This window comes from Neobacillus sp. 19 (genome assembly GCF_049463095.1).
Classification (GTDB): domain Bacteria; phylum Bacillota; class Bacilli; order Bacillales; family Cytobacillaceae; genus Neobacillus.
Genome location: NZ_JBMPZU010000030.1, coordinates 68,566 through 93,388 on the forward strand (window position 1 = coordinate 68,566; position 24,823 = coordinate 93,388).

Below are 24,823 nucleotides of genomic sequence, written 5' to 3' on the forward strand. Positions count from 1 at the left end.
GATCAGCTTCATTCTATTTCAGACTTTTTTAACCCGCTGTTTATACAATTTTAATATAGATAGGGTAAACTACCTTTATATTGAGATCAAAGGTGTGTGATTAACATTAATCAGTCTTCCCAATCAGCTAAAAAATCAAGTTTTTTTGCTAATTTTATTCCTAATCCCAAAGAAAGAAAAACCATTATTTTATTTGCACTAGCAACGGTCATTTTGATCTCGATAGGGATGATTGCCATCTTTATTAATCGCCAGCAATTATTTGCCCAGGATTTCCGACATTACAAAGGGATTTTTAAACAAATCGGTTCCATTTCAAGAATTGGATTTTTTGCTGCTCTAGCGATTTATCCAATCTATCGATTATTGAAATGGAAAAAAATAAAGGAATTCCGTATCCAAGACTTTCAGTTGAAAACAGCATTGCAATTCCTTGCTAAGTTAGCTCGAAAATGGCATGTTCCCGTTGCAATCCTATCTTTCGGTATCGTCACACTGCATGGAATTTTAGCACTTATTAGAGGATTTAAATTTGACTTTACTTATTTAACCGGTATTGCCTCCTCATTAGTTTTGTTATTTCTTATGGGCATGGGTTTAAAGCGGTTTAAAAGGACTGATCATAATTGGCATTTAAAACTTGCAATAGGATTTTTTATTCTATTTATGATCCACGCAACTTTTACTTAATCATAGTAGAATAATGTTATATTTAAAGGTATAATAGACATGATCATTTTATTCGTTTTGGGAGTTGAAAAACATGTTTTCAAATATTGGTGTTCCGGGATTAATTTTAATTCTAATTGTTGCCCTAGTTATTTTTGGCCCTAATAAACTCCCTGAGATCGGACGTGCCGTTGGAAAGTCCATCCGTGAATTTAAAAAAGCAACAGAGGGAATTGCTGAAGACATAAAGGAAGAATTTAAAGAAGATGTTAAAGAAGCAAAACAAGAGAAAGTTAGCTTAAAAAAATAACGCTGAAATGTAAAGCACCCCCTGAAATGATTAGAGGGGATGCTTTTTTGTCTTTATCTTCTAGATTTTTCAGCAAATGCTTGAAATTGATTCATTAATTTTTTCCGTGATTTTGAATTGCGCATTAAATAGGCAGCACCCAATCCAATCGTTGTCATCATCAGTTTTTTTCTGTCCATGTAAATCCTCCTCTTAGTCACTATCCTACTTCTACAATATTCCCTCAAGAGGATCACTTTAGCACCCGAAAAAATTACCATAAAAATAAACTGAAAAAGCCAATCCCATTTTGGAATTGACTACTTCAAGTGCTATTTATTACATTTTCAATTTTTCTTTCAACATCTTGTTATGCTCTTTCATTTGAACTAAAAGTTGATTTAGAATTACCGCAGCCTGCTTATCGTCCTTTTTATCTATCGCTATTCTTAAATCATGGAACATTTTCCAATGTCCCATCTTTTTCCCTTCATGGATCTTTGCAATATACTGTTCTTTTGTCAGCTTTCCTTCATCAAATTGCTTTTTAAGCTCTTCCATTTTAGCCATTTTTTCTTTTTTCCACTGCTCTCGTTTAGCCGCATTTTCCGGACTCAACCACTTGTTACGGAGCGTCTTCTTTTCCTCCAGCACTTTCGTCCATTCTCCCTTTTTATCCGGAGTATATTGGTCTACCCATGTCAGGAGTTTTTGCTCTCGCTCCTTCATCATTGACTGCCAGTCTTTATGCATCATATGACGGTGTTCTTCTTCCTGGCAATTGCATGGCTTTTCCTCATGGTCAACTGGCACAGAATCTTTCGCACTTGCAAAACCTGACATGGACAAAACTAATACCAATGTCAAAAATATTTTAAGCTTCATTACGATCCCTTCCATTCTGATTAGATATACATTCAAATTTCAGCACGAAATTATCATGCCCAGAATGTGAAAAAAAATTTACCAAATTGACAAAAATTTAGTTAAAAACCACTTGAGATGTTCGTAAAACTATTGTATTCTAATAATATAAAAGGTATGTGAAATATTTCACATAAAATCATTGTGCAATAGCTCTTATTTTTTTAATCCCTATTGTGAATGATTTCACAAAGAAAGCAGATAATCCTTAATTAAATGAAATTAGGAGTGGGTCAAGATGTCTAAACCAAAAATCGTCATTTTAGGTGCCGGATATGGCGGAATTATCACAAGTAAAACCTTAGAAAAATTACTAAAATCCGGCGAAGCAGATGTTACATTAATTAATAAACATGAATATCATTACCTTACAACCCAATTGCATAAGACCGGAGTTGGCACCGCAGCAGATCGGCAAATTGCCATGTCTATTCCTGAACTAATCAATCCAAATAAAACCCGTTTCTTAAAAGCTGCAGTATCCTCTGTTGACCTCAATACCCAAGAGGTATATCTTGAAGGCGGAGAAACAGTCAGTTATGACTATTTATTAATCGCACTCGGATTTGAGGTTGAAACCTATGGCATTCCAGGAGTGAAAGAAAATGCCTTTGAGATCCGAAGCTTCAGAAGTACAAAAATTATTTATCACCAAATCATTAAACAATTTAACCTTTATAAAGAAGACCATGATCCTTCCCGTTTAACGTTTGTCGTTGCCGGAGGTGGTTTTACCGGAATTGAAATGCTCGGAGAATTGGCAGATGGCCTGCCAAAACTTTGTAAAGAACACGATATCCCATTTGAAAAGATTAAAATTGTCGGCATTGAAGCCGCACCATCAGTCATACCATTTTTCCCTAAGCAATCAATCCAATATACAAAAGATGTGTTAGAAAAGCGAAACATTGAAGTCCTAACTTCAATAAAAATACTGGAATGTACACCAGAAAAAGTGATACTGGAAAATAATCTGGAGGTACAGACGCGAACATTAATCTGGTCATGCGGTGTAAAAGGAAACACAATTGTTCATAACTGGGGTTTGCCAATTGAAAAAGGCAAGATTCCAGTCGATGCAAATCTTCGCGTTAAAAACATGAAAAATGTCTTTAGTATCGGGGATTGTTCTTTATTCATGAAGGACGAAAAGTCTGCCTTACCGCCAACAGCACAAGTAGCACTGCAACAGGCACCCGTTTGTGCGAAAAATATAGTCGCTTCTATACGGGGCGAATCTTTAAAAACATTTGAATATCACCACAAAGGATCCGTGGCATCCATCGGACTTATGGCGGCCGTCGGAAAGGTAGGGAATTTCCGCTTATCCGGATTATTTGGAGCCTTTATGAAACAAGTCATAGAAGCCCGCTATTTGTTTAATCTAGGCGGACCGGCTCTCATTATTAAGCAGCATTTTGGCATAAACCGTGAGCCGTTAAAGATAACAGCTAAGCAATAACCAATGCAAGTTAATCATTCTTATTTTCCGGCGTTAGGGATCCCCTCTCCCTGCCAGCCATTTGATTAGAATAATCCCTAATTATTGTTGCCTTAAATCCCCCCATTTAAGGCGGACAGCCCCATTCCATTTAGTTGGAGGGGCTGTTCACATTTTTATTTAAATCCATTCTATGAATTCCAGACGGTTGCCAAACGGGTCATGGACATGAATTCTGCTTGCACCAGGGAGATTGTCGTCTGCTGTAAAAGGAACTTTCTCATTACTAAGATGCATTTTTAATTCTTCAATATTTTCCACAACAAAAGCAGGATGCGCCTTTTTTGCTGGTGAAAATGGTTCTTCCACTCCAATATGAAGTTGGAATGTCCCAAATTCGAACCAAACCCCGCCCCGCTTCTTTAGTTCTTCAGGTTTCTCTACCTCAATTAACCCCAAAACTCCACCAAAAAATGTTCTTGCTGCCTCTTCACAGCCATTGGGTGCTGCTAGCTGGACGTGATCGATCTTTTTTATTACAAACGACATAACGATTCCCCCATTTCTTTTTCCACTTTCTCATTATTATTTTATGAAATTTTCAATATTCTATCAAATCTTTATGCAAAAATTTAGCTGTCCCCGCTTTCTAGCAGATACAGCTTATTAATAAACATCCTTTTTCGTAAAAACAAGAAAGGAGACGAATAGTGCTGCTGCCCACCAAGCCAGTAAAACAAGCATCGAGAAGGTGAGGTTCATTCCCTCAAATTGGCGGTGCTGTACCTTTCATATAATCCGTTAATCGTAAATTCACCATAAAAAAATATTTGGCTGATTCCCAAGAGGATACCATATTATTTAAAATCGCACCCGAGATTAAAGCTGCCAGCATTACGCCCATTCCGGCTGCTGTGCTGCGGATTAAAACCGAAAGCATAAACGAAAGCGTACCTACTACGATTGCGACAAACCAAACCAAGCCAAAATCCATCAACAAAAACTTCCACAGACTCAGCAGTTTGACCTCTGAAGTGTTTAACCCGGTTTCTGTAACATTAAAGCCTGTTAAGATCGGAGCATCCCAGCCTTTATAACCGAAGACTGCCCCCGAAATCAAATAGGACAGGATTCCTGCAATCGCAATAATTAAGGAAATGGCGAAACAAAGGGTAATATACTTACTAAGCAGTACCTTCCACCTTTTCACTGGCCTTGTCAATAAAAGCTTAATTGAGCCCAAACTCTGCTCGGAGGAAACTAAATCACTGGCAATCACCATTACCATTAATGGGATAAAGAGATCAACCGAATTTTCTAGGAATATTCTTATAAAAGTTGGTGCACCAGGCTCTGCAGGATTTATATCATGATCCAGGTAATATTGCTGCTGTTGTAAGGAAATTTGCAACTGTTTCTTCCATTCATCAGAAATTCTGCTGCTGCTTAAGCGATTTGTCGTATCAACAATTTGCTGCTGCAATATCGTCCGCCAATCGCTCGTCCCTAATTTTTCACGCTGTGTTTCGACTTGTTTATATTGTGCATATGTAAATAACATCACGAGGACGCCTATAATTATTGCAATCACTACTAGCCGCTTTTTGGCAATCAGTTTCATCATTTCATTTTGTATCAGCTTATTCAATGCTGTCACCCCCCGTTAGTTCGAGGAATAAATCTTCCAGCACCGGCATTTTTCGGTTCATTTCTGTGACAGCCGCACCTGCTTCAACCAGCTGTTTATTCCAAACCGGTATTTTCTGTTCATCGAATTCCGTCAGGATGGTACCATCTTCTTTTACTTCAATATTTGTGAAGGCAGATAATACTTGCTTCCCCTTATCAATTGGTGATATCCGCCAAACGACTCTTTCACGATTGGCCAGCAATTGTTCTACGGAATCAACGCGAATAATGGTGCCCTTTGAAATAATGGCTACTCGGTCACAAAGCAATTGAATCTCGCTTAATAAATGGCTCGAGACGAGGACGCTGAGCCCTTCTTTTTCGGCTAGATAGCGAATAAATTGCCGCATTTCTCGAATGCCGGCCGGATCCAAACCATTTGTCGGCTCATCAAGAATCAGCACCTTCGGTTCTCCTAAGAGTGCCTGGGCAATTCCGAGGCGCTGCCGCATCCCAAGTGAATAGGTTTTGACTTTATCATGAATTCTTTCCGTTAACCCGACAAGCTCAACCACCTCTCTAATCCGCTCTTCTCCTTTTGTGTCTAGCATACGGGCAAAATGGAGCAGATTATTATAGCCCGATAGGTAGGGATATAGTTCAGGATTTTCAACGATACAGCCAAGATTGCTTACGGCCTCTTGAAACTGGTTCTCAATGCTATACCCGCAAATCCGGACACTTCCGGATGTTGGTTTAATCAAGCCGACAAGCATCCGAATGGTGGTCGTCTTCCCGGCCCCGTTCGGCCCTAAGAAGCCAAACACTTCTCCTTCATGCAAATCAAACGTTAACCCTTTTATAATTTCTCTTCTCCCGATTACTTTTTTTAAATTATTTACGGATAAAGTGATCTTTTTCTCCATTGTCAACACTCCTTACCAGGTGAGCAATGAGGCTACTCGTTCAGCGATTAAGCGGTACCCTTTTGAATTTGGGTGAAACTTGTCCGAATATAGATAATCGTTTACTTTTAACTCAAACAAATCAAATGTTGGCACAAACACGATTTTTGGAAAGGCAGCACTTACTTCCGCGCTGTCATAATTCCAGTGGCGGACCACTTTGGACATCTCTTTTCCTTGCGTTAATTCAATAAATGGATTGTACAGTCCAATGAAAAAGACATTTGCCTTCGGATTATTTTTACGGATTTCTTCAAAAATAAATTTCAAGTTCTCAAGGTATTTTTTTTCAATCGAGGCAATGTCTTCTGTTGCAAAATCGGCTAACCCTTGTCCGCCTCGGAATAAATCGTTCCCGCCAATTGTGACTAGTACCATATCCGCTTTTTGTATTTGCCGCCCGACTTCTGTCTCCTGCACCTGTTTACGGAGCTGATCGGACCTTTGACCATTGATGCCAAGATTCGTGAGCTGCACCGGCTGTTTTGTTTTTTCCTTTATTTCATCCATTAACACACCGACATAGCCTTTTCCCGTCTCATCCCCGGTGCCTCGCGTTAAGGAATCACCTAATGCCACAATAGTTAATCCATCTTTGTTCTCTGCCTCCTGATTCACAGTCGTTGTCTCAGGAACCTTTTCTGGCTTCCCGGCATAATATTCCCCCACAGCCCATCCAAGCCCGATTAGCCAGAGGAGGCAAAACAATGCTGCTATCAGTGTAATCGACCGTATAACATTTTTATTCACGAAAAACATCCTTTCTGGCCTTTTACTTTATTAAATCATAGTTGTGACACGATTCAAACTCTTAGCAAAAAAAATAAAGCTGGCTTCCGATTTGGAAACCAGCTTCTTCGTTTAGTCTTCTAAACTTCCTTTTGGACCAAAGAATTCAAAGTGAATTCTGTCTTCGTTTACGCCTAATTCTTTTAATGAGCGGTTCATGGCTTTCATAAAAGGAACAGGTCCGCAGAAATAAAAGTCTGCTTCCCCGATTGCGACTTTGTCGTTTAACCAATCACGAGTAATAAAGCCTTCAACATCAAAGCGATTGTTTACGCGATCCTCTTCTGTTGGTGCATCGTAAAAAATATACGATTTCACATGGTCTAATGCTGCTAACTCTTCAACCTCGTCTCTTAGGGCATGAACATTACTATTAGCGGCTGCGTGGACAAACGTTACATTACGTCCAGGCTGCATTTCAACCACCGTTTTTAACATACTCAACATTGGGGTTAACCCAACACCGCCGCTAAGCAGAACAACAGGATTCGTTTTTTCCATATCAAGGACAAAATCACCCGCTGGGGCACTAATATTTAGGATATCCCCTTCATTCACGCCATCATGCAAGAAATTGGATACCATTCCGTCCGGATTTGCCGTTCCGGCTTCGCGCTTCACACTCATCCGGTAGTAATCCTTACCTGGTGAATCCGACAGGCTGTATTGACGAATGTGGGTATATTTTTCTCCCTCTATTTCTAACTTTATACTAATATATTGACCAGGGATGAAACTTGAAATTCCTTTGTGATCCGCCGGTTTTAAGTAGAAAGAAGTAATAACATCACTTTCAACTACTTTCCTGTCAACAATAAAGCTGCGGAATCCGTCCCATCCGCCGTCTTGGTTTGTTGCTTCATCATACATTTCTGCTTCAACACTGATAAACGCATCTGCAATGACATTATAGGCTTCGGCCCAAGCATTGATAATTTCGTCTGTTGCTGCATCCCCTAATACATCCTTAATGGCTAATAAAAGATGCTTTCCGACTATTGGATAATGCTCAGGCTTAATACCGAGACTTCTATGTTTGTGGGCAATTTGTTTCACCACTGGCAGAATCGCTTCAAGATTGTCGATATACATGGCAGCAGCATATACCGTTCCGGCAAGTGCCTTCTGCTGTCTTCCTTGCTTTTGATTGGCATGATTAAAGATATTTAATAGTTCAGGGTGGTTCCCAAACATCAATTGATAGAACCGTGTCGTAATCGTTTCTCCGTGTTTTTCTAATACCGGTACCGTAGATTTTATGATATCAATCGTTTTTTGGTCTAGCAATCTGAACACTCCTTATTTATGTTTTCCCTATATCCATAGTGATTATATGAATTATTTCACTGCGACTAAGTGATTTAAATCACACTTTCAGGCTTTTAAACTTCGTTCATCTGCAGTTTTCACAGAATGTTCACTTTTGAGCATGACAGATGTAACTAGTCATCAAGTGTTCATTTTTGTATTGTTGAGGCTAGATAGGAAATTAAAATTAATTTTTTTTAACCGTTAAGATCACCACTAAAGGAAGATGATTATAATGAACAAGGCAAAAATCGCTTGGATTACAGATACAACAGCCTCTTTGAGCAAGGAGTTTATTGAGAAGCATCATATACACGTTATTCCCCTGCATGTAGTAATCAATGATGAATTTTATAAAGAAACGATTGATATTACCGAACAGGAATTTTATGAACGAATGAAAAATGAAGAAGGGAAATTCCAAACCTCCCAGCCATCAATTAATGATTTCGTTGAGCTTTATAATAAATTAAAGGAAAACTATGACTGTGGGATTGCCATTCATGCGTCTAGTCTATTAACCGGGACCTATCAATCGTCTGTTATGGCAGCAGGTATGGAGGATTTTAAATTGTTTGCGATTGATTCGCAAACTGGATCCTATCCCCTCTCTTATTTGATTAAAAAAGGCATAGATTTGGTTGATCAAGGGCTTGATGCACAAGAGGTGGTTAATCAATTAAATGCTTTACGGGATCATACCCGTTTATATTTGGTCCCATCAAATCTGGATCAGCTTCACAAAAGTGGCAGGGTATCCGGCGGTCAAAAAATATTAGCTTCATTATTTAATATCAAACCGATATTATCAATCGAGGATGGCGCAGCGAAAATAAAAGATAAAGTCCGCACGGAAAAAAAGGCATTTGCTTGGCTTGTAAATCAATTAACAGAAGACCTGGCAGCAAAAACAGTCCGGAAAGTGGCCGTCGTCCATGCAAATCATTTGGAAAAGGCAGCCCAGCTTGAAAAAATGGTAAACGAGTCCTTTCCACATATTGAAACAGAAAAAATGATGCTCATAACAGTTGCAGGGGTGCATACCGGTGTTGGAACACTTGGGCTTTCATGGGTTTGTGAATAAATAGTCAAAGGGTGCATGAAAATTTCATGCACCTATTTTAATATAAAAATATTAAAAACTGTTATATTATGGTACTATCATTACGTATAGTAATGAGTAATTTATGGATGTGGTTAAAAAAACATGCTGAATAAGAAGATGATGAACTCTATTACTGGTATTCTTGTGATTTTTGGATTAGTCTATGCTGGCTTCCTTCAATTTAAAATTAGTCAATATAGCCATGTGGAGGCACCCAATAACGCTGATTATATCATCGTGCTAGGGGCACGAGTAAAAGGTACCGTCCCTTCACTTGCATTTGCCACCAGGATTAATACTGCCGCAAAGTATGTAAAAGAAAACGAAAATACAATCGTCATTGCCTCAGGGGGCAAAGGCTCAGGCGAAGATATTTCGGAAGCGGAATGCATTAAAAGGGAACTTGTCAGACAGGGAATCAATGAATCTCGGATTATCCTAGAGGATCGCTCCACGGATACATACGAAAATATTGATTTTTCGAAAAAGCTGATTCCCGGGGATGCAACAAGCGGTCTTGTGGTGACGAATAATTTTCATCTCTACCGGGCCATCTCAATCGCGCGTGACCATGGCTTAGATGTTCAGGGCCTTCCGGCAAAAACTCCATGGAAGGCTGTTTTAAAATCATATACCCGTGAGTATTTGGCGATTACGAAATTCTATTTAAAAAGATATATATTAGATTGAAAAACTCGACTTTTACCGGTCGAGTTTTTCCATTTGTATCATTTCTGTGTCTTTGCGAAAATACAGGTATCCCGCAGCTCTTTTGTATCTGCGGAAATACTATCACATTTTAATATTCCTTCTAAGCTAAAGCCCAGCTTTTCGGGGATGGCACGGCTTTTTACATTTTTAGAATCGCAGCGGATCTCGACTCTCTTTGCATTCAAATGGGTAAAGGCAAAATGCGTAATCGCCTCCGTTGCTTCAGTGATATAACCATTCCCGCTATGCCGCGTATCGACCCAATAACCGATTTCAAATTTTGGCACGTCCCAATTGATTCGATGCAAACCAGAAGATGCAATAAATTCACCCGTTTCTTTATGAAAAATATGTAACCGTAAGTCCTCACGTGTTAAAAACTTCGCATGGGCTTCCCGCATGTTGGCCTCAACGTCCTCTTCTGTTTGTTCACGATGGGCCCAAGGCATCCAGGGCTTTAATTCATTTAATGAGCCTTTTATTGCTTCATATACTGCTTTTCCATCGCCGGGAATAGGCTTGCGGATTACCAATCTTTCAGTGTAAAACTCTTCTGGAAAATCAATTAGTATAGGTTTCATTTTTGTTCCCTCCATCCGATAGATCATTTACTATTCGCTAGAATCAGGTGAAATTCCTTTATTTTTATTTATTATTAGGCGAAAAAAAGACCCTTCCTTCATGGAAGAGCCTTTCCTTTTCGTATTTTTAGTACGCTTTTGCCCAATACACCATTTGTTTTGCTTCTTTTCCGCAGCAAACACATGAATCTGACAGCTGTTCTTGTTCAAATGGGATACAGCGGGAGGTTGCCCCAGCGTCCTCTTTTATTTTTTCCTCACATTCCAGGTCACCGCACCACATTGCCTTGATGAAGCCTGGTTTTGCTTCAAGTGATTCCTTCAATTCAGGTAGAGTTAAGGCAACTGTTGTTCTTTCTTCCCGATGGTTCAGTGCTTTGTTATATAAATTGGCTTGAATGTCATCTAGCAATTCAACAAGCTTTGTTTCTAACTCATCCATTGGAACAACCACTTTTTCTAACGTATCACGTCTTACTAACACAACTTGCTTATTTTCAATATCTTTTGGTCCCACTTCAAGACGAACTGGAATACCCTTCATTTCGTACTCATTAAATTTCCAGCCTGGCTTTTTATCGCTCGCATCAATATCAACACGAGCAACAGCCGAAAGTGACTTTTTCAAATCATAGGCAAAATCTAAAACGCCCTCTTTATGCTGCGCAATTGGCACAATCATCACTTGTGTTGGTGCTGCTTTTGGCGGGATTACAAGGCCCCGGTCGTCGCCGTGTACCATAATCAATGCACCGATAATCCTTGTGGTGAAGCCCCATGATGTTTGGTGCACATATTGCAATTTGCCTTCTTTATCGGTGTACTGGATACCAAATGCTTCAGCAAAGCCTGTGCCGAAATGATGGGAGGTACCAGATTGCAATGCTTTTCCATCATGCATTAAGCTTTCAATCGTGAAAGTCGCTTTTGCACCGGCAAATTTTTCTTTCTCCGTCTTTTGTCCTTTAACAACTGGGATCGCCAAAATGGTTTCACAAAGTTCCGCATACACATTCAGCATTTTAATGGTTTCTTCCATTGCGTCCTCATCGGTCGCATGCGCTGTATGCCCCTCTTGCCATAAAAACTCTAATGTCCGGAGGAATGGACGTGTCGTTTTTTCCCAGCGGACAACATTAGCCCATTGGTTATATAACTTTGGTAAATCTCTATGAGAATGAATGATTTTACTATAATGTTCGCAAAAAAGGACTTCTGATGTTGGGCGGACAACTAAACGTTCCGCTAATGGTTCGGAGCCGCCATGGGTAACCCAGGCCACTTCAGGTGCAAACCCTTCGACATGATCCTTCTCTTTTTGGAGCAGACTTTCAGGTATAAACAGTGGCATATAGACATTTTCATGCCCCGTTTCCTTAATACGGCGGTCTAATTCATTTTTAATATTATCCCAAAGTGCGTAGCCATACGGGCGAATAATCATCGAACCGCGAACGCTTGAATAGTCAATTAAGTCTGCTTTCGTGACAACATCTGTATACCATTGGGCGAAATCCTCGTCCATACTGGTAACATCTTTTACAAATTCCTTTGCCATTTTTGACACCTCATTAATAAATTGATTTAAGACTTTGAGAATTGTCCAGCTCCAGCGACCAGCGGCTAGTGGACTTCTCTTTTCTCCATACAAAAAGGCCCTGATCCTGAAAAGGGACCAAGGCCTGGCGGTACCACCCTAAATTCATAAAGCAAAGTGCTTTATACTCTTTCCATGATAACGGAGTTTATCCGCATGTATCTTCAACAACGATCCGATACAGAACTCGGCGGCAGGTTCAAATGACTGTCTTAAGAAACCTCGCACCATTGGTTTCCTCTCTTTGTAAGACTGCTTCACTCTACTGGTCCACGTCAATGTTTCAATAGTATTTTTCAAAATTATATCTGTCCCGCTCACAAATGTCAATTCTATAGTGGAATATTTTTCTTACCATGTGTAGTTCCGCTTTAAACTATTTTGCAAATGAGTTAAAATGCAATTATGAACTAATAGGGGTGATTGCGTGAAAAAGAATGATAAAGATGATCTGGATCTAGAGGAGGGAAAGAAAAGGATTTATTACTTGAATATATTCGTATGCAAAATGAAGCCCTAAAGCGAATTTACAAAATGACCATAGATAAAGAAAAAGAAAAATAAATCCCCCCCCCACAACCCCTTTCCATTAAGTAATTTTCATAAAACGTTCATACCCCTATCGCTTCCATGTTGTCATTTGGATTTATAATACTCTTATGTTGTTTATTTTAAACACACACATAAGAGGAGACTGAACATGACGATTTTTTCGATTATTTCCGCTGTATTTGTTGCCATTGGCACCGGCTATTCCATTTATCTTGTTTACCGCCATAAAAACAAATTGAATAACACCCCTGGAATGATGATTAGCATGGTCATTGCGGTCATAACAGGCTTGCTTTCCGGCAGTATGATCGGAATTACCTTCGGTGAGACGTTTCTTGTCGTTGGCGTCAGCATGATTATTGGATTTGTCGTCGGGTTTTTGGCCGGACACCCGATTGGACTTTTAGCCATCCTGATGGGATCTATTTTCGGGTTATTGGGCGGCATTAATGGCGCTATTCTTGGAGTTTTCCTGCAATTCATTAATCCAACTATTTTGCTTGGTATTTTATTAGGTTTCTATATTGTCATCATTGGGTTTGTCATTGTCTATATCCACGTTGCCACTAATAGCAAGTTTTCAATCGATACTGGGGAGCTTTCCCCGTTCGCGATTATCGGCGGCGGTATTGTCCTCATTTCCTTATTTTTATTTATGTACAGCAGTGATATGGTGAAAATACCGGGGAAAAATGAACCTGCGGAAACACAGGCCGCACAAGAGTCGAGCAATCAGACGGGATCGACAACGGAAGTGGATGTAACCAGTGCAAGCAAACCAAAAGTAAAGATGCTCGTTACGGAAAAAGGTTACTCTCCTAACGTTATTCGCGTAAAAAAAGGAGTACCGGTGGAATTTGAAATTGAAAATCCGCTTGAAAATAATAGCTGTTTATCTACCTTTATGATTCCAGATTTCAATATTAACAATGTGAACCTGAAGTTCGGCACAACAAACCTATCATTCACCCCGGACAAAACCGGAGAATACACGTTTAGCTGCGGAATGAAGATGTTTAAAGGAACGATTATAGTCGAGTAAATAAAACAGTGAACAGAAAAGCTGCCGAGTAATCCCGGCAGCTTTTATTAGTTACCTTGCAGCTTCCGCCATCAATCTGTAACAATAAGCCCAGCATTAATTCTTTTGGGCTTTTGGAAAAGTGATTTCTATTGTTGTTCCTTTACCAAGCGTACTTTGCACCTTCGTTTTTCCATGGTGTTTCTCGATAATCCATTTTGCAATTGACAAACCAAGTCCTGTTCCTTCTGCGGCTGTTCTGGCCTTATCACTTTGATAGAAGCGGTCAAAGATCTTAGGAATATCGTCGTCCGGAATTCCTATCCCGTTATCCTTAACCTGAAAGACGATAGAAGAATGGCTCTGCCTGCATGAAAGGTTGATTTCGCCGCCTTCTTTAGTATATTTCATGGCATTATCCAATAGTATGACAATCAGCTGGTGGATTCTTTCTTTATCTGCCAAAAAGGGAACCGGCCCCGCTGCATCTAATCGAAGGGACTTTTCTTGATACATGGCAATTTCCTCGTACTGCTGCAGGATCTCCTTTAAAAGCTCATCCAATAGGAAGGATGACTTTTTCATTTCAATTTGATCTGAATCCGATCTAGCCAGCGTCAATAAATTAGTAACCAGCTTAGTTAGTCGCCTTGATTCATTCGAAATCGTGGAAACATCGTGAATTTTTTCCTGAATCGTTGCAAATGGTGATCGAAAAAGTAAATCCGTTTTCGCCTGGATCACGGCTAATGGTGTTCGTAATTCATGAGAAGCATCTGAAACGAATTCTTGCTGCTTTTGCCAGGCATTTTTTATCGGAACCAATGCCCTGCCAGCTAAGAAATATCCGGTGGCAATCGCACAAATCACACCGACACCACAACCAATCAGCATTATTAATAAAAGCCTGTCTAATAATTCCTTTTCAGAGTTCACATTTCGAATAAATTGGATCGTTACCTTTCCTAATTCAGGTTGCTCCAGTTCAAAAGCTACATACCTAAATGAAAAATCCTCTACATCAACATCTTGCAAAGTATTTAATTTCTTCGGCCGGACAAGCTCCTCATTTTCTAGAAACAGCTCGGAATCATGGTTCTGCTCCACTAACAACTGATTATTTTTATCCCAAATTAAAGTTAAAATCCGGGGGTCTCTTCGATTGAATCTTGGTCCTGGTCCTCCATCCCCTTCACGGATTTCACCCGGACCTTTAGACTGTTGTTGAAAATGATTGACGGATTCAAGCAGGGATTGGTTAACATCCTTATATAATTTATTATCCGTATAAAAGTAAACAATGCCACCAAGGATACTAATTAAAACAATTACGACCAATGAGTTTAATAATGTAAGCCTAATATGTGTTCGTCGAAACATATGACTGCCCCTATTCTACATTCAGCATATAGCCGACACCGCGGATCGTTTTAATATCAGCATGATACCCAAAGGGTTCTAATTTTTTGCGAAGATGGTGCATGAACACCTCCACAATGGCCACCGTCGTATCTGAATGAAATCCCCACACGCGGTCATAAATTTGCTCTTTCGTTAATATTGCTCCTTTGTTTTGAATCAAAAATTCCAACAACTCATATTGTTTGGCCGTCAGTCTAAGAGGATTGCCGTCCACTAGAATCTCTTTCTCCTTACCGAGCAATTCAATCCCGCGGTATTTAATTGTTTGATTGGTCGTTAAACTGCCGCTTCTCCGTAACAATGCCCGAATTCTCGCCATTAACTCCGCTGCCTGGAACGGTTTCACTAAATAATCGTCCCCGCCGCTATCTAATCCCTTCACTCGGTCCTCTAACGAATCTCTCGCGGTTAGAAATAGGACAGGGATTTTAATCCCTTCTTTACGGATTGTTTGCAACACTTCAAAACCATCAATTTCCGGAATCATCACATCCAAAACGATGGCATCATGAATATTTTGCATGGCTAAAAATAAGGCATCTTCCCCGTTCGATGCCTGATCCACTTCAAATTCATCTGATAAAAGCTGAACAATGGACTCTAACAATGGAAGATTATCTTCAACAACTAATAAACGCATCTCTACCTCTCCTTTGAAAAAAGGGAATTCATTTTATTATAAAGGAAACAAAGCGGCTGCAACAATGGCGATTTACTTGGAAAGTCTATTATTAGGTCTGTTCCTTAACTTTTCCTTAAAGGAAAATGATTGACGAACAAACCTGCTATATTTTATAGTTAAACAGGTGAATAGTTAAATAGTTTAACTAATTTTTTGCGAGGTGGTAAAAAACATGGATAACCCCATCATTCAGGAGTTAATCGATCGGTACGTGACTGTTTCTTTTCAGGTTCATAAAAAAGCAGAAACCTTAATCAAAGGACAAATTGGTGACGAATTAACCAATGACCAGCATTACATATTAAGATACATTTCTCAGTCTGGCGAATGTACGTCTTCGGAATTGGCTGATGCCTTTGAAGTGAACAAAAGTGCCATCACGGCCATTATCAACAGAATGGCCGACAGAGGCCTGATTCAAAGAACCCGGGATGAAAACGACAGGCGAGTCGTGTATTTAACCCTAACAACTGAAGGCCATACACTTTATCAAAATTGTCAAGAAAAAATACAAGTTCTTGTTGAATCCATCATTACTCAATTTGAAGAGACAGAAATAAAAAGTTTTATCAATACGTATGAAAAGCTGGCCCGAATCTTAGCCAACAAGAAAAAGGAAGAACTGGGGGAATAACAAGGTGAGAGCAATTATCAAAGGAAAGTGGTTCATTTTAATCGCTTGGATTGCTGTTATTACAGCTCTTTTTATGCTAGCGCCAAATATGGAGACTCTCGTACGGGAAAAAGGGCAAATTGCCGTTCCGGATGGCTATTCATCGACCATTGCCGAGAAAATCCTTAAAGATGTCCAATCCAGTGAAAATAAAGGCAGCGAATTACAAACTGCCCTCGTCTTTCACAGTGAAAAAAAGCTAACGAAGGAGGATTTTTCTAAAGCTGAAAAAGCTGTGAACAAGCTTGAAAACAATAAAGAAAAACTTGGGATTTCTGAAATCCTTTCCCCTTTGATCAAAAAGAACTAGAGGATCAGCTTGTTGCAAAGGACGGAAAAACCATCCTTGTCTCCTTAAAAGTAACGGCAAATGGCCGTGAAGCTAAAGACATTACCAAAGAGTTGTATAATGCGATCGATGAGGTCAAACTCGATCATTATTATACGGGCAGCTGGGTCATTGGTGAAGATCTTGTGACGAACTCACAAGAAGGTTTAAAGAAAACTGAGGGCATTACAGTAGGCTTCATTTTAGTGGTCTTGCTCCTTGTGTTTCGCTCTGCGATTGCACCAATTATTCCATTGGTTACGGTTGGCTTCAGTTATCTAACCGCCCAATCCATTGTCGGTCTATTAGTTAATCACGTTAATTTTCCGTTATCAACGTTTACCCAAATATTCTTAGTCGCTGTCCTCTTTGGCATCGGAACCGACTATTGTATCTTGCTGCTAAGCCGTTTTAAAGAAGAGCTCTCACATAATGAAGATGTAACAGAAGCCATTATTACAACCTACCGGACTGCCGGAAAAACGGTCATTTTTAGTGGGATTGCCGTGCTGATTGGATTTGCCTCTATCGGATTTTCCACTTTTCAGCTTTATAAATCAGCTGCTGCAGTTGCTGTAGGTGTAGCGATTTTATTACTGGCATTGTTTACTGTTGTTCCCTTTTTCATGGCCGTACTCGGTAAAAAACTGTTCTGGCCATCTAAAGGCAAACTTGAACACGGCGACAGCAAGGTCTGGGGGGGGATGGGCACATTTGCCTTGAAACGTCCTTTCATCGCCTTCATCCTTGTTGCCATCGTTTCGGTCCCTTTCTTATTTACCTATAAGGATCAATTATCATTTAATTCTCTTGAAGAAATCAGTGATGATTACCCATCCATAAAGGGTTTTAATCTGATTGCCGATTCATTTGGACCCGGTGAATCCATGCCAACGCAAATTGTAATTAAAAATGACGATAAAATGAACACATCGGAGTATATTTCTCTGACGGAAAAAATCAGTCAAGAGCTCGAAAAAGTGAATAATGTTGACGCTGTTCGTTCTGTGACCCGCCCTACCGGAAACCCGATTGATGACTTTTATCTTTCGAAGCAAGTTGCAACCCTTGGCGATGGACTTGGTCAAGGGAACGAAGGAATTAAGAAAATCAGCGACGGGCTCACTGAAGCTGGCAGCCAAATGGCGGCAAATCAGCCAAAGATGAAAGAAGCAACGGACGGGATTAATCAATTAATTGATGGAACCAGCACAATAAAAACCAAAATGGGGGAACTTCAAAATGGCCTTTCTCAAATTGAGAACGGACTTAAAGAAGGGTCCATGGGATTGACGGAGATTAGAACCAGATTAGAACAAGTACAGTCTGGTTATAAAGAGATTTTAGCAGGAAGTAAACAGCTGCTGGCCGGATATAAGGAAGCAGATGCCAGATTAACCTCGCTTAGAGGAAACTATGAGGATGTTGCGGCGAGCTTGACCTCTTTAGATCAAGCGTTGCAATCAACCAATCAATATTTTACTAATCTAGAAAATGATTATAAGGACATCCAAGAAAACCAAAACTATCAAGCTATAAAATCGACTGTTCAGAGGTCTCAAGATGCAATTAAAAGTATAGCCTCTGGATTACAGGAATTAAACGGCGGACTTAAAGCTGTCCAGCAAGGAATCAACTATGCAAATAGTCAATTTGACAAATCCATTGCAGGCCAGGAAAAACTTGTATCAGGGATGGAACTGATTTTACCGGGATTAAAAGAGCTGGAGGATGGACTCAAAAATCTGCAAATTGGCCAGGAAAAAGCCGTCGAAGGTATTCCGAAATTCTCAAGCGGTTTAAATGATTTAAAGGATGGTCAGCAGCAAATTCTAACAGGATTTCAAGATATGAGCGGGCAAATCACACAGCTCTCTGACGGCTTATCCCAGAGTGCGGATGGTTTAAATCAAGTATCCGATGGTCTCAACTCGGCACAAGATTATCTTAAGGATGTCTCAACACAAAAACAGAATGGGTTTTACATTCCTCAGGATGTGTTAGACAGTAAAGATTTCGAGCAGGCACTCAATACTTACTTGTCTAAAGACCGAAAAGTCATGACGATTGATGTGGTCTTTAATAAAAATCCTTACTCCAATGAGGCAATCGGCCAAATTCCGGAAATCAAGGAGGCAGTAAAGCGAGCAATAAAAGATACAAAGCTTGAAAATGCAAAAGTGGCGGTTGGCGGTGTATCAAGTATGCATAATGATCTGGATACTATATCCAAGGCGGATTATTCCCGAACCGTTATCTTGATGCTTGCTGGTATTAGTATCATATTAATTATCTTAATGCGCTCACTCATCATGCCGCTTTATCTAATCGGTTCCTTAATCCTAACCTACTTTACGTCCATTTCGATTTCAGAAGCGATTTTTGTTCATGTGTTAGGTTACACTGGAATTAGCTGGGCCGTTCCGTTTTTTGCCTTTGTTATCCTGGTGGCTCTTGGCATTGACTACAGTATTTTCTTGATGGACCGTTTTAATGAATACCGTCAGATGCCGGTCCAACAAGCCATCTTACTTTCGATGAAAAAAATGGGGACTGTCATCATTTCGGCAGCCGTCATCCTTGGCGGTACGTTTGCAGCCATGATGCCTTCCGGAGTTCTATCATTAGTAGAAATTGCGACTATTCTTCTCATTGGCCTTGCCTTGTACTCGCTCGTTGTACTGCCGCTTTTTGTACCTGTAATGGTAAAAACTTTTGGCGATGCCAACTGGTGGCCATTTAGAAAAGATCAGGATCGTGGAAATCATTAGAATGATGTAAAAGCACGCTGACCTCAAAATCAGCGTGTTTTTTTCTTACTTTCTTTTTAGTATTCTATTATGCTAACAAGTTGACGCTTTAGTATGCTAAGATAATTAATAATTAAAAAAATTCTTTCTTTTGTATAATATTCTGTTATATAATAATAAACAGAAAGGACAAAGGGGGAAATTTATGGAGAATTTTGTAAATTGGCTAAATGGGATCATTTGGAGCCAGGCACTCATTTATTTATGTTTAGGGGTAGGTTTATTTTACACGCTAGCAACAAGATTTCTTCAAGTTAGGCATATGAAAGACATTTTCTCGTTAATGTTCAAAGGTGAAAAATCTGAAGCTGGTATTTCTTCATTCCAGGCATTAAGTCTTTCATTATCAGGCAGAGTAGGAACCGGGAACATTGCCGGTGTTGCAACGGCAATTGCATTCGGCGGTCCAGGAGCCGTTTTCTGGATGTGGATGATGGCATTCTTAGGTGCCGGATCAGCATTCATTGAATCAACCTTAGGACAAGTATATAAAGCAAAACAGGATGGTCAATTCCGCGGCGGCCCTGCATTTTACATAGAAAAAGGGCTAAATATTAAATGGTATGCTGTATTATTTGCCGTTGTAACTGTTATTGCAACAGGGGTGCTTTTACCAGGCGTTCAAGCAAATAGTATTTCACTAAGTGTTGAAAACGCTTTCGGAGTTAATCCAGCCATTACAGGCGGCATCATCGTACTATTCCTTGCTTTCATTATCTTTGGTGGAGTTAAGCGGATTGCACGTGTGGCAGAATTCGTCGTTCCATTCATGGCGTTAGGTTATATTATCGTTGCTCTTGTTATTACGTTCATGAATATTTCTGAATTACCGGGTGTTTTAAAACTAATCTTCTCAAGTGCTTTTGGTACGGATGCTGCGTTTGGCGGGATCTTAGGTGCAGCCATTTCTTGGGGTGTTAAACGTGGAATTTATTCAAATGAAGCGGGTCAAGGAACAGGTCCACATGCTGCGGCTGCGGCTGAAGTATCACATCCAGCAAAACAAGGAATTGTGCAGGCATTTTCTGTCTATGTAGATACTCTACTAGTTTGTTCGGCCACAGCATTTATGATCCTTATTACAGGAATGTACAATGTTACTCCTGAAGGCGGAAAAGCCATTGTAACCAACCTTGGAAAAATGGAACCAGGTCCCGGCTATACACAAAAAGCTGTTGAGGCTGTATTCCCTGGCTTTGGGGCTCCATTTGTGGCACTATCTTTATTCTTCTTTGCCTTTACAACCATCATGGCTTATTACTATATGGCAGAAACAAACCTTGCTTACATTAACCGTAAAACAAAACGTCCATGGACAATTTTCCTGCTAAAGGTAGTCATCTGCGGAATGGTATTCTATGGCAGTGTGAAAACAGCTGGTCTTGCTTGGGCATTAGGTGATGTAGGTGTGGGAAGTATGGCTTGGTTAAATATCATTGCGATTCTACTTCTGACAAAACCGGCCTTAAAAGTGTTAAAAGACTATGAAGCACAATTAAAAGATGGAAAAGATCCTGTGTTTGACCCTGTTAAGCTTGGTATTACAAATGCTGACTACTGGGAAAAAGAACATTCTAATCCACTTGAAACTGAGAAGACAGGCTGATTTTACAAAAAAATAAAGTTTGAGGGGCTGACTTACTTGAGTCAGCCCCTTATTTCATTTTGATTAAGATAAATGTGAAACCTTTTCTCCCTCCCCTCGTATACTTTAGGAGTGGGCAAAAATGTTCTTCAGCTTGAAGTTTTCCCCTTTTTCAATATTAGATTTATAATGTACATATATAACAAGGATGAGGAGTGAAAAGTGTGGGTGTTACACTAAGTAAAGGACAAAAGGTTGATTTAACGAAATCACACCCTGGTCTGCAAAATGTTGTGGTTGGATTAGGGTGGAATGGGAGCAATCTTAGTTCAAACTTTGATTTAGATGCATCAGCATTTTTATTAAATGAATCTGGAAAAGTGAACAGTGATCAGGATTTTGTTTTTTATAATAACCCTTCCGGCGGAAACGGTTCCATTATCTATAGCGGCGATAACCGCATTGGTTCAGGTGTGAGGGATGACGAACAAATCAGAATCGACTTAAACAGAGTTCCCGGCCATATTCACCGAGTCGCCTTTACAATTACCATTCATGATGCGCAGGTAAAACGGCAAAATTTCGGACAAGTGTCAGAATCGTATGTCCGTATTTTTAATGAAATGACAAATGAAGAATTATTAAGGTTTAACTTAGGACAGAACTTTACGGTGGAAACAGCGATTGTTGCAGCCGAATTATATCGCCATAACGGAGAATGGAAATTCAATGCAATAGCTAGCGGTTTTCAAGGTGGCTTAGCCGCATTATGCCGAAATTTTGGGATTGCCGTTGATGATCCGCCGGCAAGTGCGCCATCTACACCGCCAACACAGCCATCCAATTATCAGCAACATCAAAATACTTTTCAACAACAAACAGCTTATCAACAACCAAATACGAACCAATATGATCCTTATCAGCAAAATCAAAGCAGCTATAGTCCTTACCAGCAAAGCCAGCCGGGTAATCCTTCATACCAACAGCCTGTGCATTTACAACCGGATTCATCTTATCAGCAGCCTGCTTACGGGTATCCGTCCCAATCGACTTTCCCATCGACAACAGGCTCACATCAATCGTATGGTGGAGACGATATTATGTGCCCCCGCTGCCATTCAACACATGTCCGAACCGGAAAAAAAGGCTTCGGTCTTGGTAAAGCAGCCATCGGCGGGTTAATCCTTGGCCCTGTCGGTCTACTGGGTGGTTTTATTGGGCAGAATCAACTCAAGTTCACCTGTAATAGCTGTGGTAACAATTGGTCACCTTCGCAAACTGATTATGCGGAATGGGCAAATACACAAAAGAGAAAAGCACAAGATTTGTTCAGTCGCTATAAAAGCCAAGACGTCCTCGATGCCGTTGTTGCCGCATGTGCTTTAGTGGCAATGGCAGATGGTTACCTGGACGCATCAGAACGGCAAAAGATGCTTGAATTTGTCCATCAAAGTGATGAATTACGGGTATTTGATACGAATAAAGTCATTCAAAAATTTAATTTGTTCATTTCCAGAATGGAAAATGACCGGATGATGGGCCGCGCCGAGGCATTCCGTGCCCTCGGAAAAATAAGAAGCAAACCGGAAATAGCACGCTTAGTTGCTCGCTATTGTATTGCCATTGGCTATGCTGATGGAAACTTCGACCACCATGAACAGCAAATGGTCGCAGACATTTGCCGCGAGCTTGGCTTAAACCCTGCAGAATTTCTTTCATAATCCATTGCAAGAAAGCCCCATTTCCGATTTTTAGGAAATGGGGCTTTCTCTTTTTATTTTTGCCAAACTCTTTTATTCTCTACCCTTTTGGTAAAACCTTTTGCATCCAATCGTTCCAAAAATGGAATCATGTATTTTCTTGATAAATCAAGAACCTCCTTCGCAGCACCCACTTCAAATTCAGAGCCTGTCTGGCTGCGCAGCTTTTCAACCGCTTCCTTGAATACATCCCCGTGATAGGCAAACTGCTCATCTAATGGAACGATTAACTCCTGCTCTTCAAGAAATCTCTTTAAATCGAATATAAGGGTTTCAGGAATACCCGCGCTTGAAAAATAATCCTTTAAGTACCGGACCTTAAGCCCATCCTTTTTCAATTCAAGAAGCAAATTTTCAGTCCGTTTCTCCCAGCTTTTCGGTACATGGGGAACAAACGATGCAAGGGACACAAATTGTTCTTTCCGCTTAAATAGTCCAATTGTCATTCCATTCTCCACGACAAAATCAAGCAAGGATTTAGGAAACCTTTTTTGCATGGTGTGTATTAATTCTGCCTTATTGACGCCAGTCTTCATCGAATGGGTCAGATGGTAATCCTGTAATTGATCAAAAATATCTTCTTCTATCGAATGAATTAACCCCTGCAGTGTGTACTCTTTACCATTATATAGAACAAATTCAGCATCAGTTAGATGCTCGTTTAATGTCTCTTCATCAAGTGCCGTCCGTTTGATTAATTCATTTACGGGAAGGCTTTTCGCTTCCACTAAAGCGGCAGTGATTCGTTCTATTGGTGTACCAACCTTTTTCTTTTCAAGCTCTTCAATAGTCTGATTTCCGAAGCGGTATTTATTTCCCCGCGGATCAATCACCCAACCGCCGCCAATCGTTTCTTGCGGGCTTGGCCTGCGTAAAATAAATCTGTCTCCACGTTTCGTGAGTATTTCCTCCTCAAGACGCAGCTGACAAAGGATTTCTCCATTTTCTTCTTTTATTTCATTACGGTCAAAGAAAACAATCCGCCCCATCACTTCTGCTGTTCCGATATGAAGCTTGATTGGCATCCGCTGCTTGACTATATGTTCGAGATCGGCCACCATCCGAATCGCCACGTCGACTGTCTTCGTCACAATAAAGTGTTCGGATGATACTAGAACATCTCCCCGCGCTAAATCATCTTTTGATACATTAGATAGATTGATCGCTGTCCGCTGTCCTGCGTACGCCTTCACGGCCGGTTTATGATGGACCTGAATCTGCCTTGCTCTTACTTCTATTCCGTTCGGCATAATTTTTAGGGCTTGCCCTTCCACAACAGTCCCTTCATACACTGTACCGCGAACGACCGTCCCTTGACCTTTTACCGTAAATACCTGGTCGATTGGCAGTCGGAATGCCCCTTTTGCATCACGCATTTCCTGTTCTTTTAATGTTTTAATAATTAATTCTTTCATCTCGTCTATCCCTTTTTTCGATAGACTGTCAACAAGAACAAGTGGGCTATCTTCAAACACGGTATTGGTCAGCTCTTCTAAAATATCATCCTTGACCAGTTCAATAAACTCTTCATCCACCCTGTCAATTTTTGTAATCGCAACTAGTCCATTTTTTACACCTAAGAATTTTAAGATATCCAGATGTTCTCTTGTTTGCGGCATCACACCTTCATCAGCTGCAACGACTAGCACCACTAAATCAATTCCGGCGACTCCGGCAATCATCTGCCGGATAAACCGTTCATGGCCCGGGACATCTATGACGGATATTTGGATTTCATCGTCTTCATATAATGGTGCAAATCCCAGTTCAATGGAGATTTGTCGTTCCTTTTCCTCTTTTAGACGGTCGGTATCAACATTCGTTAGCGCTTTTGTTAAGGTTGTTTTTCCGTGATCAATATGTCCCGCCATTCCGATTGTAAAATATCGTTTTTCCAAGCTTGCCACCTTCTTAATCGTTCTACCATTCTACTGTAGCCTTTGGAACGCTTTTGTTCAAGCATACATTTCCATTCCCAATTC

The 24,823-nt window shown here is 40.2% G+C and carries 20 protein-coding genes, 2 pseudogenes and 1 other annotated feature; of the genes and pseudogenes, 10 read left to right on the top strand and 12 right to left on the bottom strand.

All coding sequences use genetic code 11. The features are described from left to right. Positions 1-96: 96 nt before the first annotated feature. Both ACO1D1_RS07795 and ACO1D1_RS07800 read left to right on the top strand, forming a co-directional pair. On the top strand, positions 97-690 hold the full coding sequence (locus ACO1D1_RS07795) for a hypothetical protein (RefSeq protein WP_149869812.1): 594 nt from the start codon (positions 97-99) through the stop codon (positions 688-690). A gap of 73 nt (positions 691-763) precedes the next feature. Then, the gene (locus ACO1D1_RS07800; protein WP_149869811.1) at positions 764-979 is read left to right on the top strand and encodes a twin-arginine translocase TatA/TatE family subunit; all 216 of its coding nucleotides are present in this window, start codon (positions 764-766) and stop codon (positions 977-979) included. 53 nt (positions 980-1,032) lie between these two features. Here the strand turns inward: ACO1D1_RS07800 and ACO1D1_RS07805 are convergent, their stop codons facing one another. Next, on the bottom strand, positions 1,033-1,158 hold the full coding sequence (locus ACO1D1_RS07805) for a hypothetical protein (RefSeq protein ID WP_263315345.1): 126 nt from the start codon (positions 1,156-1,158) through the stop codon (positions 1,033-1,035). 139 nt (positions 1,159-1,297) lie between these two features. Continuing rightward, entirely contained in the window at positions 1,298-1,843 is a 546-nt protein-coding gene (locus tag ACO1D1_RS07810; protein WP_423335489.1) for a hypothetical protein, read from the bottom strand. A gap of 277 nt (positions 1,844-2,120) precedes the next feature. Between ACO1D1_RS07810 and ACO1D1_RS07815 the strand changes: the two genes are divergently transcribed. Further along, a complete protein-coding gene (locus ACO1D1_RS07815; protein ID WP_423335490.1) occupies positions 2,121-3,344 on the top strand; it encodes an NAD(P)/FAD-dependent oxidoreductase in 1,224 nt (407 codons plus the stop codon). 159 nt (positions 3,345-3,503) lie between these two features. Here ACO1D1_RS07815 and ACO1D1_RS07820 read toward each other — a convergent pair whose 3' ends face one another. The 5 genes and pseudogenes from ACO1D1_RS07820 to hmpA form a co-directional block, all read right to left on the bottom strand. Next, positions 3,504-3,872, bottom strand: coding sequence for a VOC family protein (locus tag ACO1D1_RS07820; RefSeq protein ID WP_423335491.1), 369 nt, complete (start codon positions 3,870-3,872; stop codon positions 3,504-3,506). A 117-nt stretch (positions 3,873-3,989) separates the two neighbouring features. Next, positions 3,990-4,971 (bottom strand): annotated as a pseudogene (locus ACO1D1_RS07825) (ABC transporter permease). Continuing rightward, positions 4,964-5,878 (bottom strand): ABC transporter ATP-binding protein, encoded by a 915-nt coding sequence (locus ACO1D1_RS07830; protein WP_149869806.1) that lies wholly within the window; start codon positions 5,876-5,878, stop codon positions 4,964-4,966. The pseudogene ACO1D1_RS07825 and the gene ACO1D1_RS07830 overlap by 8 nt, the downstream one beginning before the upstream one ends. A gap of 12 nt (positions 5,879-5,890) precedes the next feature. Then, positions 5,891-6,667 (bottom strand): SGNH/GDSL hydrolase family protein, encoded by a 777-nt coding sequence (locus ACO1D1_RS07835; protein WP_149869805.1) that lies wholly within the window; start codon positions 6,665-6,667, stop codon positions 5,891-5,893. Between the two features lie 111 nt (positions 6,668-6,778). Then, on the bottom strand, positions 6,779-7,993 hold the full coding sequence (gene hmpA / locus ACO1D1_RS07840; protein WP_423335492.1) for an NO-inducible flavohemoprotein: 1,215 nt from the start codon (positions 7,991-7,993) through the stop codon (positions 6,779-6,781). A 256-nt stretch (positions 7,994-8,249) separates the two neighbouring features. On the opposite strand from hmpA, the gene ACO1D1_RS07845 reads away from it, so the two are divergent. Beyond that, complete coding sequence (locus ACO1D1_RS07845) at positions 8,250-9,098, top strand: DegV family protein (RefSeq protein ID WP_423335493.1); 849 nt, start codon at positions 8,250-8,252, stop codon at positions 9,096-9,098. Positions 9,099-9,221: 123 nt separating this feature from the next. Continuing rightward, entirely contained in the window at positions 9,222-9,809 is a 588-nt protein-coding gene (locus ACO1D1_RS07850; RefSeq protein ID WP_423335494.1) for a YdcF family protein, read from the top strand. Positions 9,810-9,847: 38 nt separating this feature from the next. Here ACO1D1_RS07850 and ACO1D1_RS07855 read toward each other — a convergent pair whose 3' ends face one another. Both ACO1D1_RS07855 and proS read right to left on the bottom strand, forming a co-directional pair. Next, complete coding sequence (locus ACO1D1_RS07855; RefSeq protein WP_423335495.1) at positions 9,848-10,411, bottom strand: GNAT family N-acetyltransferase; 564 nt, start codon at positions 10,409-10,411, stop codon at positions 9,848-9,850. 127 nt (positions 10,412-10,538) lie between these two features. Continuing rightward, on the bottom strand, positions 10,539-11,969 hold the full coding sequence (proS, locus tag ACO1D1_RS07860; RefSeq protein WP_423335496.1) for a proline--tRNA ligase: 1,431 nt from the start codon (positions 11,967-11,969) through the stop codon (positions 10,539-10,541). A gap of 109 nt (positions 11,970-12,078) precedes the next feature. After that, positions 12,079-12,296 (bottom strand) — a binding site (T-box leader). 412 nt (positions 12,297-12,708) lie between these two features. On the opposite strand from proS, the gene ACO1D1_RS07865 reads away from it, so the two are divergent. Then, positions 12,709-13,602 (top strand): cupredoxin domain-containing protein, encoded by an 894-nt coding sequence (locus ACO1D1_RS07865; RefSeq protein ID WP_423335497.1) that lies wholly within the window; start codon positions 12,709-12,711, stop codon positions 13,600-13,602. A gap of 96 nt (positions 13,603-13,698) precedes the next feature. Here the strand turns inward: ACO1D1_RS07865 and ACO1D1_RS07870 are convergent, their stop codons facing one another. Together ACO1D1_RS07870 and ACO1D1_RS07875 are read right to left on the bottom strand one after the other, a co-directional pair. Then, a complete protein-coding gene (locus ACO1D1_RS07870; protein ID WP_423335498.1) occupies positions 13,699-14,961 on the bottom strand; it encodes a sensor histidine kinase in 1,263 nt (420 codons plus the stop codon). 10 nt (positions 14,962-14,971) lie between these two features. Further along, the gene (locus ACO1D1_RS07875; protein WP_423335499.1) at positions 14,972-15,643 is read right to left on the bottom strand and encodes a response regulator transcription factor; all 672 of its coding nucleotides are present in this window, start codon (positions 15,641-15,643) and stop codon (positions 14,972-14,974) included. Between the two features lie 214 nt (positions 15,644-15,857). On the opposite strand from ACO1D1_RS07875, the gene ACO1D1_RS07880 reads away from it, so the two are divergent. The 4 genes and pseudogenes from ACO1D1_RS07880 to ACO1D1_RS07895 all read left to right on the top strand — a co-directional run bounded on the left by ACO1D1_RS07880 (position 15,858) and on the right by ACO1D1_RS07895 (position 22,802). Continuing rightward, on the top strand, positions 15,858-16,319 hold the full coding sequence (locus ACO1D1_RS07880; RefSeq protein ID WP_423335500.1) for a MarR family winged helix-turn-helix transcriptional regulator: 462 nt from the start codon (positions 15,858-15,860) through the stop codon (positions 16,317-16,319). A 4-nt stretch (positions 16,320-16,323) separates the two neighbouring features. Next, a pseudogene (locus tag ACO1D1_RS07885) lies at positions 16,324-19,457 on the top strand (MMPL family transporter). Positions 19,458-19,641: 184 nt separating this feature from the next. Continuing rightward, positions 19,642-21,102: an alanine/glycine:cation symporter family protein gene (locus tag ACO1D1_RS07890; protein WP_423335501.1), complete on the top strand. Its 1,461-nt coding sequence runs from the start codon at positions 19,642-19,644 to the stop codon at positions 21,100-21,102. A gap of 203 nt (positions 21,103-21,305) precedes the next feature. Then, positions 21,306-22,802 carry a TerD family protein gene (locus ACO1D1_RS07895; RefSeq protein WP_423335502.1) on the top strand — a complete coding sequence of 499 codons (1,497 nt, stop codon included), beginning with the start codon at positions 21,306-21,308 and terminating at the stop codon, positions 22,800-22,802. Between the two features lie 53 nt (positions 22,803-22,855). On the opposite strand, the gene selB is transcribed toward ACO1D1_RS07895, so the two are convergent. Continuing rightward, on the bottom strand, positions 22,856-24,739 hold the full coding sequence (gene selB / locus ACO1D1_RS07900) for a selenocysteine-specific translation elongation factor (RefSeq protein ID WP_423335503.1): 1,884 nt from the start codon (positions 24,737-24,739) through the stop codon (positions 22,856-22,858). Positions 24,740-24,823 lie beyond the last annotated feature (84 nt).

What these genes read in the sequence shown, in the direction of transcription:
- ACO1D1_RS07800 (WP_149869811.1), top strand. Translation starts at nt 764, where the DNA reads ATGTTTTCAAATATTGGTGTTCCGGGATTAATTTTAATTCTAATTGTT.
- ACO1D1_RS07805 (WP_263315345.1), bottom strand. Translation starts at nt 1,158, where the DNA reads ATGGACAGAAAAAAACTGATGATGACAACGATTGGATTGGGTGCTGCC.
- ACO1D1_RS07810 (WP_423335489.1), bottom strand. Translation starts at nt 1,843, where the DNA reads ATGAAGCTTAAAATATTTTTGACATTGGTATTAGTTTTGTCCATGTCA.
- ACO1D1_RS07815 (WP_423335490.1), top strand. Translation starts at nt 2,121, where the DNA reads ATGTCTAAACCAAAAATCGTCATTTTAGGTGCCGGATATGGCGGAATT.
- ACO1D1_RS07820 (WP_423335491.1), bottom strand. Translation starts at nt 3,872, where the DNA reads ATGTCGTTTGTAATAAAAAAGATCGATCACGTCCAGCTAGCAGCACCC.
- ACO1D1_RS07830 (WP_149869806.1), bottom strand. Translation starts at nt 5,878, where the DNA reads ATGGAGAAAAAGATCACTTTATCCGTAAATAATTTAAAAAAAGTAATC.
- ACO1D1_RS07845 (WP_423335493.1), top strand. Translation starts at nt 8,250, where the DNA reads ATGAACAAGGCAAAAATCGCTTGGATTACAGATACAACAGCCTCTTTG.
- ACO1D1_RS07850 (WP_423335494.1), top strand. Translation starts at nt 9,222, where the DNA reads ATGCTGAATAAGAAGATGATGAACTCTATTACTGGTATTCTTGTGATT.
- ACO1D1_RS07855 (WP_423335495.1), bottom strand. Translation starts at nt 10,411, where the DNA reads ATGAAACCTATACTAATTGATTTTCCAGAAGAGTTTTACACTGAAAGA.
- proS (WP_423335496.1), bottom strand. Translation starts at nt 11,969, where the DNA reads ATGGCAAAGGAATTTGTAAAAGATGTTACCAGTATGGACGAGGATTTC.
- ACO1D1_RS07865 (WP_423335497.1), top strand. Translation starts at nt 12,709, where the DNA reads ATGACGATTTTTTCGATTATTTCCGCTGTATTTGTTGCCATTGGCACC.
- ACO1D1_RS07870 (WP_423335498.1), bottom strand. Translation starts at nt 14,961, where the DNA reads ATGTTTCGACGAACACATATTAGGCTTACATTATTAAACTCATTGGTC.
- ACO1D1_RS07875 (WP_423335499.1), bottom strand. Translation starts at nt 15,643, where the DNA reads ATGCGTTTATTAGTTGTTGAAGATAATCTTCCATTGTTAGAGTCCATT.
- ACO1D1_RS07880 (WP_423335500.1), top strand. Translation starts at nt 15,858, where the DNA reads ATGGATAACCCCATCATTCAGGAGTTAATCGATCGGTACGTGACTGTT.
- ACO1D1_RS07890 (WP_423335501.1), top strand. Translation starts at nt 19,642, where the DNA reads ATGGAGAATTTTGTAAATTGGCTAAATGGGATCATTTGGAGCCAGGCA.